Below are 12,310 nucleotides of genomic sequence, written 5' to 3'. Positions count from 1 at the left end.
CCCAACTCCGAGTCGCGGAAGGCCTCCCACTCGAGGCGGGCGACCTCGACATCCGGGGCTGTGTAGATCGGTTTGATCGCCCGGGCCACCTCCTTGCGGTCTTTGTAGTTGACGAACCGCATCGCGTTGCGGATCAGATGCACCACACACGTCTGCACGGTGGCCAGCGGCCAGGTCGCCTCGATCGCCTCGGGGAATCCGGTGAGCCCGTCACAGCACACGACCAGCACGTCTTTGACGCCGCGGTTGGCCAGATTCGCGCACACCCCGGCCCAGAACCTCGCGCCCTCTTCGGCCTGTATCCAGATCCCCAACACATGCTTGATACCGGCCATGTCGACGCCAATCGCTATGTGGGCGTGTTTGTTTCGGACGTGGGCGCCGTCTTTGACCTTCACCACCAACGCGTCGAGATAGATGACGGGGTACAGCGCCTCCAGCGGCCGGTTCTGCCATTCGTCGACCGCGTCGAGGACCTCGTCGCAGATCTTGGAGATCGTCTCGTGGGACAGATCGGTGCCGATTGTGGATGCGAGATGGTGTTGGATATCGCGCAACGTCATGCCGCCGGCATAGAGCGAGATGATGATGTCATCGAGGCCACCGAGCCGGCGCGACCCCTTGGGGACCAGACGTGGGGTGAACGTGCCGTCACGGTCACGAGGGACGTTCAGCTCGACCGGACCGGCTTCGGAGGCGACCGTTTTCGGGGTCGACCCGTTGCGGGCATTCGGCAGTTCCCGACCGGCCGGGTCGCCCTTGTCATAGCCGAGGTGATCGGTCAGTTCGGCTTTCAGCCCACGTTCGAGGGCGAGTTTGATCAGACCCGGAATTAGGCCACCGTCCCCGGTGATCTGAACCTGCCCGGTATCGATCTGGGCCAACAACTCATCGACCATGCCCGAAGCCGCCAACGCCTCGGCCACCTCCGCAGTCGAACGTGGCTCGGCCAGCTCAGGCAACTGATGATCGTCGTGGCCCTGCTGCTTGTCGTCTAACGCCATGCTCATAGATCTTCCTCTCACTGATGAGCACTGGACTTACACAGACCATCTGACACCCCCCAATCCCCGGTGAGGTGTCGGCCGAGACAAAAGCCGCCGCCGAAGCACAGATGGCCGACTACGCGGTCCAATTCACGCCCGCCGAAATCACCAACCTCGGTTCACGATTGTTGGCGCATCTCGATCCTGACGGGACGCTGACCACCTCGAAGGACCGTAAACGTCGACGCCGCCTGTGGGTGAACCGACAGAACGCGCAACTCATGTCGCGGTTGACCGCCGATCTCGATCCGATCGCCCGCGCCCGGCTCGACACCGTGTTGGACGCCTGGGCCAAACCGGGCATGAACAACCCCGACGACCCGGACTCGCCTGTCGGTCCGATCACCACGGCAAACGCTGAACAGGTCGCGGCCGCTGCGCTTCGTGATGAACGCTCACCCGCGCAACGCAACCACGACGCCTTCTCCGCACTCCTGCAGCAAGTACTTGAATCAGGGATGTTGGGTAACACCCACCGGGGGTTGCCGATCCAGGTGATCGTCACCACCAGCCTGCACGAGTTGGAAGCGCAGGCGGGGATCGCGCAAACCACGTCCGGAACACTCCTCCCGATCCAAGACGTCATCAACATGGCCGCCTCTGCCGGAGCGAGCCAGTATTTGGCGGTGTTCGGTGAACACACCAGTGTCCCGCTCTACCTAGGTCGGTCGAAACGGATCGCGTCACTCGGGCAACGGTTCGCCTCGTTCGCCTCACCCGGCGGGAAGATGTGCTCGGCCCCCGGCTGTAACCAGCCCGCGAGCAGGGTGCAGATGCATCACGCCGCGAAAGACTGGGCTGACGGCGGCTTGACCGATATCGACCAGTTGGTACCCGCCTGCGATGTGCACAACCGGAGAGTTGGCACGAAACCAGGGCAGTTCACCACACGCATGATCACCGAAGGACCCGACACCGGCCGCGTCGCGTGGCGACTCAACGCCAAGCCGGGTATGCCCGCGAATCCGGAACGCATCAACCGCATCGCCGACGTCAAAGCCGACTTCCACGACTACCTCGCCGCCGAACACATCAGCAACGAGGCCGCCGCCGCGGCACGCACGACCGGTACCGGGATCGCCATAGACACAGCCGTGGCCGCGATTGTGCCTCCGCCCTTAGTGTCCAACCCGCCTGCCGGGCGGGTCGAACTCGCGCTGGCGGATGGGATGCCTTCCGCTGATACTCGGCGCCTCAGCAGGCGGGTCGACATCAGATGGAACCTAGCCAACCCACCCGATCCCGACCCGCCCACAGACCCGGACGCCCCAACGGGTCCGGCCCCACCAGGCGGCCTCATCGCACCCCACGGTGTCGACCCGCCAGACGGCCTCGACCCACCATTGGCCGACGCCGCCTAAGCGGCGCGACGACCAGGCGGCACACCCGCCCAGCGAATTGGGCGAACCGTCGAATCCGGTTGTGCCGCAACCGTCCACACCTCGCCACCACAACCCGGTGGCGGGGCAGGCGTGGTTGCTCGGTCGGTCGCCCAGCCTCGCGCGCCACGCCCCTGCTGCCGCTAGTTCGGCGACGCGGCAAGGAGTTGGCCCCGCGGATACGGCAATTCGATCCCATGCTCGTCGTAGGCCCGCAGGATCTCGCGGCGCAGTGTCCGCTGAACCTTCCACTGCGAGTTGGGCTTTGTGGTGACAGTCATCCTCAGGATCAGTTGATCGGCAGAGAGTTCCTGCACGCCGAGCATGTCGGGTTCGCCGGTCACGTGCTCGGAGAGCGCATCCGACTCCACGGCCGCGTGCGCAGCGGCGAGTGCCACTTCCTGCGCCCTGTCGACATCCGCGGTGAGCGCGACGGGCAATTCGACGCGGGCTACGGCGTACTCCTGGCTCATGTTGCCGACGCGCGCGATCTCGCCGTTGCGGACGTACCAGAGCGTGCCGTCGACGTCGCGCACCGTGGTGATCCGAAGACCGACCGATTCGACCTCCCCGACTGCCTCGCCGAGATCGACGACGTCGCCGACCCCGTACTGGTCCTCGAGCAGCATGAAGATTCCCGTCACGAAGTCACGCACGAGATTCTGAGCACCGAATCCGATTGCCAGACCGATCACACCGGCTGAGGCGATGAATGGCGCGATGTTGACTCCGAGCACGGACAGGATCGCCAGCACCACCCAGGTGAGCAGCACGATCGACACAACGGACTTCAGCACCGATCCGATGGTGCGGGCACGTTGCGAGCGCCTCTGGTTGATCACTGCCCTGCTGGCGCCGGACGGTGCGCGGTCACGCAGGTGGCGTAGGAGCAGCGGCATCGAACCCTCTCCGGGTCGACGTCGTGTGACGCGGTCGATGAGCCGGTTGCACACGAAGCGGGCCACCAACGCGACGATCACATACCCGACGATCCTGATCGGGTTCTCGATCAGCCATTCCCGATTTGTCTCCGTCCATTCGAAAGCCGTTGTGTACGTTGCCATGAACCCGACCGTACGTATTCGTTGCGAATCCATCAGAATTGTGTCGTGACCCAGCGACTGTTCTTCGATTGCGACACCGGTATCGACGATTCGGTCGCACTGCTGTACCTGCTTGCCCGCACCGACGTCGACATCGTGGGGATCGCGAGTACCGCAGGGAACGTGCCGGTCGACGTCGTCGCCGCCAACAACCTCGCCTGGTTGTCGCTGTGCGAGCGAGGTGAGATTCCGGTACATCGCGGGCCCGACGGTCCGCTCGTCGCACCACTGATGACCACCGAGGACACACACGGACCGCTGGGTGTCGGATACGCGGAATTGCCCACATCCGACCTCGTCGTCGCCGACACGGACGCACCAGACGCCTGGCTCGACGCGGCGCAGGCTCACGACGGGGAATTGGTCGGGCTGGTCACCGGGCCACTCACGTCGCTTGCCACCGCGATACGACGCGACCCGAGCCTGCCACGACGACTTCGGCGGTTGGTCATCATGGGTGGCGCGTTCCATGTCCACGGCAACACCACGCCCGTCGCCGAGTGGAATATCGCCGTCGACCCGGAGGCTGCCGCCGAGGTCTACGCCGCATTCGGCGTAGACGGCGCACCTGCCCCGATCGTCTGCCCGCTCGATCTCACGGAGACCGTCGCGCTGCTCCCCGACCACCTGGTTCGACTCGCGGCCACGGCAGGTAGCAGTCCCGTCGAGTATCTCGATCCGACAGACGAACCCGGCATCCGATCCGTTGCCGACAATCCGATCGTGCGTCACCTCGTCGACGCAATGCGCTTCTACCTGGAGTTCCACGACGCCCACGACGAGGGCTACCTGGCTCATCTGCATGATCCGTTTGCCGCGATGGTCGCACTCGACCCAGCCATCGCCGACACTTTGCCCGCCCAGGTCGGTGTCGAGCTCACCGGAGCTCTGACCCGCGGGATGACCGTCGCCGACGAGCGCGGCATGTGGGGCGGAACCCCGAATGCCCGAATCGCAACAGCCACCGACGTCGACGCCGTGTTCGATCACCTCATCGAGACGATCGCCTCGCTCGCTCGCCAGATCGGCGGTTCGGCGTAGCGTCGACGAGGTGACGACACTCGGCTACCAGATCCCGAACTTCACCTACCCCGACACAGCACCCGACCAGCTCTTCCCCACCATCGCAGCGCAGGCCGTCGAAGCGGAGAACTCCGGATTCGACACCGTCCTGGTGATGGACCACTTCTACCAACTGCCCATCCTCGGTGCGCCGGACGAGCCGATGATCGAGTGCTACACGCTGCTCTCCGCACTCGCCCAGCACACCTCGCGGGTGCGTCTGTCCTCACTGGTCACCGGCAACACCTACCGGAACCCGACGCTGCTGGCGAAAAGCGTCACCGCGCTCGACGTCGTGTCGGGTGGTCGTGCTCAACTCGGGATCGGTGCCGGGTGGTTCGAGTTCGAGCACCAGTCGCTGGGCTTCGAGTTCGGTACCTTCACCGATCGATTCGAGAAGCTCGAAGAAGCCCTACAGATCATTCTGCCGATGTTGCGCGGCGAGCGGCCCTCACTCGACGGCAAGTGGTACCACGTCGAAGACGCGATCAATTCGCCTGCGCCACTTGGCCGTATCCCGGTGATGATCGGTGGTGGCGGCGAGAAGAAGACGTTGCGGATGGTCGCGCAGTACGCCGACGAGTCCAACCTCATCGCCGCGCCCGAGGATCTCCCGAGGAAACTCGATGTCCTTGCCGCTCACTGCGAACGGCTCGGCCGCGATCGGTCGGAGATCACGGTGACCGCGCAGACCTCGGCCTGCATTGCGCCCACCGAGGAGCAGGCCACGGCCGAATTCGAGGCGTACCTCGCACGCAATCCGGCCGCAGAGGTTCGTCGAGCGTCGACCATTGTCGGTAGTCCCGAACAGGTCGGCGCGCGCTTCTCCGCTCTGCTGGAAAGCGGAATCGACGGCGTGACGGTCAACTCTCCGGCCAATGGGCACGTCCCCGGTCGCGTGACACTCCTCGGCGAGACCCTGGCGCCCCTCATCGGGTGAGCGGAGGGCCGGGACGAACCCCGCTCACCCGAGCGGGGTTTCTCCCGTGACCTCTACTCAGATGCCTCGTCGTCCTCGACGTGGTGGTCGAGGTTGACGGTTCCGGTGCGCCAGTATCCGTCGACCTTGACGCAGTCCTTCGGCCGACCGAGCTCGCGTCGCAGATGGCGTCGAATCGGCTTGAGCGACAACGCTTCTCCGGCGAACCAGCTGTAGAAGTTGCCTTCGGGGAGGTCCAACTCCTCCACCGCGCGCAGGAGGTTCGTGCCCCTGCCCGACTGATCGGCGCCACGGTGGACGAAGTGCACCCGGGCGTTCGGGCGCTGAGGAAGGTCGATCTCCGTCTCGGGTCCGGTGACCTCGGCGAAGGCGATGACCTGCTTGTCCTCGGGTAGCTCTTCCAGCCAACGCGCGAGGGCGGGTAGCGCGGTGTCGTCGGCACCGAGCAGGTACCAGTCGTAGCCGGTCGGATAGATGTGGGAGCCGCGCGGACCGAGCATTCCGAGCCGATCGCCCGCAACCGCTCCTCCCGCCCATTTACCGGCGACGCCGTGATCGTGCAGCACGAAATCGATGTCGAGGACGCCGCTCTCACGGTCGAAAGCCCGAATGGTGTAGTCGCGGTAGATCGGGAACTTGCCCTCGGTCGGCAGCCGCATCCCTTCGGCGCCAACACCCGGCATGACTATCTCGCCACTTTCGGGATCCGGGAAGAACAGCTTGATGTGGTCGTCCGGCGCCATGTGCACCACGATGAAGCTCTCCGGTGCGCTGATGGAGAACCGCACTCGACGCATGTCCGGACTCAAATCGATGGTCTCGACAACCTCGACCGTGCGCGGCAGCAGGTCGTACATGGTCAACTTGATCTCGGTCTCATGAGGCCTAATATCCTGCCCCTGCACGGCATCGATGCCGGTCACGTTGCTCACCTCTCGAAAACTCAAGCGCCAGAGGCGCTATGGCCAACGGGTACGGCCGTCGGCATCGGTTGATTCGATCCGCGACCCACGACGGCGTCGAGGATCTCCCCTGATCGGATGGCCACATTCGACAGTAGCGTCGACGTGAGTCCGTGTGTGTGTTCTGAGTTGCCCTGTACAAAGATCTGCCCCGTGATCTCCGGGGAGGTCTGCAGTCGGTACGCGCGGTCGAGTACGGGTCGGCCGTGTTGATCGGCCGCACAGTGAGCAGCGAGATCGCCGAGCATGTCCGCGACAGGAGTCGGCTCGAATCCGGTCGCGAAAACGACGGCGTCGCAGTCGAGATCGATTACCTCGCCCGTTGTGCGATGCGCGATGCGCAGGCGTGCGACGTCGTCGGCCTCGTCGAGATCGGTGACCTCGGTGGCGCCGTGTACGAAGAGGCGGCGATTTCCCGATACGCGCTCGGTGTACTCGCGTCCGTAGAGGTCCTGGATCAGTACCGGATCGACAGCCGAGTAATTCGTGCTGCGGTGGTACTGGAGCAGACGGTCGCGCCACGCCGGTTCGGCCGAGAAGTACTCGTCGACAGCCTCGGCATCGAAGATGCGGTTGGCATAGGGGCTGTCGTCGGCCGGCGTGTAGCCGAACTTGGAGAAGACGGCGTGCACCTCGGCGCCGGTCGTCTCATGCAGGAAGGCCGCAACCTCTGCGGCGCTCTGACCGGCGCCGATCACGGCGAACCGGTGATGCGTCAGTGGCGGTAGCTTGGCCAGGTTGGGCAGCACGTGATGGTTGTGGAAGACGCGTCGGCCGGCGACAACACCCGCCGGAAGCTTCGCCCGCAGCCCTCCGCCGAGGACGAGATTGCGCGACCGCACGCTCTCGCCAGACGCCGAGGTGATGTCGAATGCGCCGTCGATGAACGTGACCGAGCTGATCTCGGAGCCGTAGTCGACCGGCACCGACACGCGTTCGGCAGCCCACCGAAGGTAGTCGTGAAATTCGACACGCAGCGGGAAGAAGTCCTGACGGTTGATGAAGTGGCCCAACCGGTCATGCTCGGCGAGGTAGCTCAAGAACGAGTACGAACTCGACGTATTACGTTGCGTCACCAGATCTTTGAGGAACGACACCTGCATCGTCGCCCCGGGAAGGAGCATGCCGGGGTGCCACCCGAACTGGGACTTCCTCTCGAAGAACCGTGCCTGGATGTCACCATCGCGTGCCGTGCTGTTGTCGTTGTGCTCCTCGACCGCGATGGCCAAAGCCAAGTTCGACGGTCCGAATCCGATGCCAGCGATATCGAGTTCGGAGTTCCGCTTACTACACACGCGCCACTCCCTAGATCGTCGTGATTTCCGTGGGCCACCGCCGCACGCAAGACTAGGTAAGTCTAACCTAATCCTTAGGTCGGGTTCATGTACCCCCCGCGAGGCCGGACCCGCACCCATCAGCACACGTCAGCGCACGCCGAATCCGCATCGAACGAGGAGGACGACCGGCATCATGACTCTTTCGACCTCGACAGGGCACGTGGATGGTCCCGACGCTCAGCCCGCCCGCGTCGACGGATCAACCACGCCTGCCGACCATTTCGAGCTTTACGGACTCGACTACCACTGTTCTGCGAGCGGCGCTGTGGCCTCGTTCAACGATCCCGCACGCGCAGCCGCGTCACTCGCGCGCGGCGAACACTCAGCGATTGTCGGCGCTTTGGCATTCGACACCGAGGCACCGAGCGCGCTGACCGCGCCCGCACACATCCGCTTCGACATGCCGACGAGCTCCCGGGCCACAGCCGTCTCGAACATTCCCGTGACGAACATCCCCGTCCCGAACGCAGGTGGCTCGACCAACGCACCGGGCCCGGTCGCCGAGGCCAGTGTGGTCGCCGCAGAACCGCTTCGCGAGGAACACCGTGACAGGGTGGCTGCAGCGGTGGCAGTGCTCGCGGACTCGACCAATCCGCTGGCCAAGGTGGTGCTGGCACGAAAGCTGTTGTTGGACACCAGCCCGAGGCTGACACCGGAGTCGTTCATGGCCGCCCTCGCCGCACTGAACCCGCACTCGGGAATCTTCCGCACAGAGCTCACTCCTGCAGGTGATGCTCACCACGGGCGGCATCTCGTCGGCGCGAGCCCCGAGGTACTCATACGACGGCGCGGTCGTCAGGTGAGCGCTCACCCGCTCGCCGGATCCACTCCACGCCATCACGACCCGATCGTCGACGCCGAGCGCGCAGCAACGCTGAATTCGTCGGCCAAAGACCTTGGTGAGCACCGTTTCGTCGTCGATGCTCTGCGGAGCGCCCTCGCGCCGCTGTGCACGCGACTCGACGTACCCGACGCGCCCAGCATCGTGGGCACGTCGTCGATGTGGCACCTGGGAACGCCGATCGTCGGCGAGCTCGCCGATCCGTCGACGACGGCGCTCGATCTCGCAATCGCCGTGCATCCGACACCTGCGGTGTGCGGAACCCCGACCGCCGCGGCCAGGGAGTACATCCTCGCGACTGAAGGCGACCGTGGTTTCTACGGCGGCGCAGTCGGCTGGTGCGTCGGAAATCTCTCTACTGACGAGCGCTCGGGAGCGCTGCGCGGGGCCGACGGGATCACGCCAGGAGACGGCGAGTGGCTCGTCGCCATCCGGTGTGCGGAAATCGACTCGCGCACAGGAACTCTGGCGACCTGGGCGGGCGGCGGTATCGTCGCCGACTCCGATCCCGACGCGGAAGTCGCGGAGACCACGGCCAAGCTACGTACCGTGCTGCGCGCTCTCGGCGCCGACGAGATCTGACTGACGGGCATCCGGTCGGCATCGTCGCGCGGCGGCCGCGACCATCGGCCCCGCCATCACCGACGTGACCACCGCCATGACGACGACAATCATATAGGTCTCCTCGCTGAACACTCCGAGACTCAAACCTGTTGTCGCAATGATGATCTCGACGACTCCGCGAGCGTTGAGCCCGCTTCCGACCGCTATCGACTCCCATCTCGACAGACGCGCGAGGCGAGCCCCGAGGTATCCGCCGAGCAGTTTGGCGACGACGGCGACGGCGATCACACCGGCTGCCACTCCCGCCACGCCCGGAGAGGCGAGAACTCGCAGATCGACGTGTAGACCTGCCGACGCAAGAAACACCGGCGCCAGCACCGCGGTGGTGACCAACCGCAGTGGTGCCACGACGCGCTCGGGACGTCGACCACAGGCAATTCCGGCGAGCAGTGCTCCGAGAACGGCTTCGAGGTGCAGCGCTTCGGTCGCCGCGGCACCGGCGACCATGGCGATCACCATCACGGCTGCCGACTGTGCGTCGTGGCCACCGGATTCCAAGCGGGTCAGCACACGCCCGATCACGGGCCGCGCGACGAGCGCAACGGCTACCGAACCGATCATTGCCAGCAGTGTCAACGGAAGGTGCCAGCCGCGCAGCCCCACGGTGACCAGGGCTGAGACCGCTGCCAGCGCCAGCCACGCGGCGAGGTCGGTGAGAGTGCCCGCCGAAAGGATGAGCCGACCGAGCCGCGTCTGCAGTAGGTGAAGGTCGCCGAGGATCCGAGCGATCACGGGTATCGCGCTGACCGACATCGCGACGCCGAGCAGAACCGCGAATTCTGTTGTGCTCGTGGCGTCACCTGTGTTCGAACCGTCACCGAGGTACTCGGCAGGCAGCACGAGTCCGATTCCGATGCCGGCGACAAGCGGGATCACGAAAGAGACTCCGCTGACGACGCCGATGGTGCGGGCGTTCCCGCGCAGGAACGGCCCGTCGAGTTCGGTTGCCGCAAGGCCGACGAGCAAGACCACGGCGAGCGTGCCGACTGCGGATATCGCCGTGGTCGGCGCGCCGTCTGCATCGACGACCACTCCCGTGACCTGCGGTGCCACCATGCCGAGAACCGACGGGCCGAGCAGCACACCGGCGACCAATTCGCCTGCCATCGAGGGGAATCCGAGTCGACGCGCGATCGCTCCGCAGACGAGTGCCGCCCCGAGGATCAGCGCCAACGCTGTCAGCATGGCAGGTGCGTGCCGATCAGACGGTCGCGGGAGCCGGTTCGGCCCAGCTCAGTCCATCGGCCGACGGAACGAGTCCGCCGTCGAGCAGTGGCGGTTCGCTTCCGTCGGTACCAACCGCCCCGCGTGCCTGGAACGCGTTCATCTCCTCCATGACGTCACGCACGACCTGCGTACCGAAGAGATGTCCCATCCGCTGGCCCGAGTCGGTGTCCATGCCACCGGTTCGCTCCGCGGCCTCGGTGAGGGCGGCCGTCGACGCCGAGAAGCGCTCGATGATCTGTTCCGGGTCGGTGAGGGCCTGTTCGCCGGAGTAGGCACCCGCGACCAGCGACACGAATGCGGTCATGTCGTTGCGGTCGAAATTGGTGACCTTGCGTGCCTTCCAGAAGTACGAGTCCTCTGACTGCTCCATGTCGTAGAAGGCCGACAGGAACTCGTAGAAGACCGCGTATTCGCGACGGTATCGGCCCTCGAACTCGGTGAACGCGCGCTCTTCGGTCATCGCACCCGCCAACACGCTGTTGATCGATCGCGCCGCGAGCACACCCGAATAGGTTGCGAGATGAACCCCGGTGGAGAACACCGGATCGATGAAGCACGCGGCGTCGCTGACGAGAACCATGCCGTTGCCCCAGAACTGGGTATTGGCATACGAATAGTCCTTGCGGATTCGGATCTCGCCGTAGGTGCCCTCGGTGACGCGGGTGGCGTCGGACAGCATGTCCTTCACGATCTCGCAGCGATCGACGTAGTGCAGCAGCGTCTCTTCCTGCGCGTTGAGAACGTGCTCTGCCTTGTCGCGCGAGATCACGGCACCGACGCTGGTCAGCGTGTCCGATAGCGGGATGTACCACATCCACCCCTCGTCGAACGCCGCGCACAGGATGTTGCCGCTGTCCGGTGCGGGGAAACGCTTGCCGTTCTCGAAGTATCCGAACACCGCGACGTTCTGGAAGAAGTCGGAGTAAATCCTTTCTCCGCCCGCATATTTCGACAACCGCGTGGTGTTTCCCGACGCATCGACGACGAACTTGGCGTCGATCTGGTGCTCGACCCGGTCGGCGTCGACGTAGCGGATGCCGGTGACCCGGCCGGTCTCGTCGGTGATTGTCCCGTTGACCCTGCTGCGCTGCCGCACGTCGACTCCCTGCTCCGCAGCGTTCTCGAGCAGGATCTGGTCGAACTTCATGCGCTCGACCTGGTACGCGTATGACCCCTCACCCGCGAACTCCGGCGAGATGGCGAACAAGAAGTTCCACGGCACCGGATTCTTGCCCCAGCGGAAACTGCCGCCGCGTTTGTGCATGAATCCCGCGTTCTTGATCTTCTCGTCGACGCCGAGGAGTCGGCATACGCCGTGAATCGTTGACGGAAGCAGGGATTCGCCAATCTGATACCGGGGAAACGACTCCTTCTCCAACTGCACCACGCGGTGGCCGCTGCGCGCCAAGAGTGTCGCGACCGTCGAACCTCCCGGCCCGCCGCCCACGACAACGACGTCGGCGGTCTCGCTCACCGGTTGCCCGCTACGAGTGGCGTCGCTCACCGGAGCCCTCCCTCGTTGGAACCGGAAACGCTGTCCGCGGTGAGTTCACGAATCCAGGAGCCGACGACCGGGTCAGCGGCCATACTCACCAGATCTGCCTTGTGAGCACCTGCGGCGCGCCAGCGCTCGATCAGTGACATCAGCCGAACCGAGTCGAGACCGACGTCGAGAACGTTTGTGTCATCGGTGATTTCACTCTCGTCAACACCGAGGATGCCAGCAATGTCGGCGATGATCCGTTCTCGGGTGAGTACCGTATTCGTTGTGGCCATGCCGTCCTCTCTC

The 12,310-nt window shown here is 64.9% G+C and carries 10 protein-coding genes and 1 pseudogene; 4 read left to right on the top strand and 7 right to left on the bottom strand.

The window, feature by feature from the left end:
- Window positions 1-1,010 (bottom strand): IS256 family transposase (locus A5788_RS08435; RefSeq protein WP_064907291.1); only part of this gene is annotated, 1,010 nt, incomplete at its 3' end.
- A gap of 56 nt (window positions 1,011-1,066) precedes the next feature.
- On the opposite strand from A5788_RS08435, the pseudogene A5788_RS08430 reads away from it, so the two are divergent.
- A pseudogene (locus A5788_RS08430) lies at window positions 1,067-2,407 on the top strand (DUF222 domain-containing protein); the annotation flags it as partial.
- A 161-nt stretch (window positions 2,408-2,568) separates the two neighbouring features.
- On the opposite strand, the gene A5788_RS08425 reads toward A5788_RS08430, so the two are convergent.
- Window positions 2,569-3,489 (bottom strand): mechanosensitive ion channel family protein, encoded by a 921-nt coding sequence (locus A5788_RS08425; protein WP_197494583.1) that lies wholly within the window; start codon window positions 3,487-3,489, stop codon window positions 2,569-2,571.
- A gap of 45 nt (window positions 3,490-3,534) precedes the next feature.
- On the opposite strand from A5788_RS08425, the gene A5788_RS08420 reads away from it, so the two are divergent.
- Window positions 3,535-4,569: a nucleoside hydrolase gene (locus tag A5788_RS08420; protein WP_064870467.1), complete on the top strand. Its 1,035-nt coding sequence runs from the start codon at window positions 3,535-3,537 to the stop codon at window positions 4,567-4,569.
- Window positions 4,570-4,579: 10 nt separating this feature from the next.
- Window positions 4,580-5,530: an LLM class F420-dependent oxidoreductase gene (locus tag A5788_RS08415; protein WP_064870468.1), complete on the top strand. Its 951-nt coding sequence runs from the start codon at window positions 4,580-4,582 to the stop codon at window positions 5,528-5,530.
- A 53-nt stretch (window positions 5,531-5,583) separates the two neighbouring features.
- Here A5788_RS08415 and A5788_RS08410 read toward each other — a convergent pair whose 3' ends face one another.
- Both A5788_RS08410 and A5788_RS08405 read right to left on the bottom strand, forming a co-directional pair.
- Window positions 5,584-6,453: a siderophore-interacting protein gene (locus tag A5788_RS08410; protein WP_082938072.1), complete on the bottom strand. Its 870-nt coding sequence runs from the start codon at window positions 6,451-6,453 to the stop codon at window positions 5,584-5,586.
- Between the two features lie 20 nt (window positions 6,454-6,473).
- Window positions 6,474-7,787, bottom strand: a complete 1,314-nt coding sequence (locus tag A5788_RS08405; protein WP_064870469.1) for a lysine N(6)-hydroxylase/L-ornithine N(5)-oxygenase family protein — start codon at window positions 7,785-7,787, stop codon at window positions 6,474-6,476.
- Window positions 7,788-7,962: 175 nt separating this feature from the next.
- Between A5788_RS08405 and A5788_RS08400 the strand changes: the two genes are divergently transcribed.
- Entirely contained in the window at window positions 7,963-9,252 is a 1,290-nt protein-coding gene (locus tag A5788_RS08400) for an isochorismate synthase (RefSeq protein ID WP_064870470.1), read from the top strand.
- Here A5788_RS08400 and A5788_RS08395 read toward each other — a convergent pair.
- The 3 genes from A5788_RS08395 to A5788_RS08385 are packed head-to-tail and all read right to left on the bottom strand — an operon-like array spanning window position 9,211 to window position 12,297.
- Complete coding sequence (locus tag A5788_RS08395; protein ID WP_064870471.1) at window positions 9,211-10,479, bottom strand: cation:proton antiporter; 1,269 nt, start codon at window positions 10,477-10,479, stop codon at window positions 9,211-9,213. The two genes, A5788_RS08400 and A5788_RS08395, sit on opposite strands and share 42 nt — an antisense overlap.
- A 16-nt stretch (window positions 10,480-10,495) precedes the next feature.
- On the bottom strand, window positions 10,496-12,025 hold the full coding sequence (locus A5788_RS08390) for a tryptophan 7-halogenase (protein WP_064870472.1): 1,530 nt from the start codon (window positions 12,023-12,025) through the stop codon (window positions 10,496-10,498).
- A complete protein-coding gene (locus A5788_RS08385) occupies window positions 12,022-12,297 on the bottom strand; it encodes a phosphopantetheine-binding protein (protein WP_064870473.1) in 276 nt (91 codons plus the stop codon). The genes A5788_RS08390 and A5788_RS08385 overlap by 4 nt, the downstream gene beginning before the upstream one ends.
- Window positions 12,298-12,310: the final 13 nt, after the last annotated feature.

This window comes from Gordonia sp. 852002-50816_SCH5313054-c (assembly GCF_001665925.1).
Classification (GTDB): Bacteria; Actinomycetota; Actinomycetes; order Mycobacteriales; family Mycobacteriaceae; genus Gordonia; species Gordonia jacobaea.
The sequence above is the reverse complement of the archived record's forward strand: the minus strand, read 5'-3'. Positions and strand labels throughout refer to the sequence as shown.

What these genes read in the sequence shown, in the direction of transcription:
- A5788_RS08385 (WP_064870473.1), bottom strand. Translation starts at nt 12,297, where the DNA reads ATGGCCACAACGAATACGGTACTCACCCGAGAACGGATCATCGCCGAC.
- A5788_RS08400 (WP_064870470.1), top strand. Translation starts at nt 7,963, where the DNA reads ATGACTCTTTCGACCTCGACAGGGCACGTGGATGGTCCCGACGCTCAG.
- A5788_RS08425 (WP_197494583.1), bottom strand. Translation starts at nt 3,489, where the DNA reads ATGGCAACGTACACAACGGCTTTCGAATGGACGGAGACAAATCGGGAA.
- A5788_RS08395 (WP_064870471.1), bottom strand. Translation starts at nt 10,479, where the DNA reads ATGCTGACAGCGTTGGCGCTGATCCTCGGGGCGGCACTCGTCTGCGGA.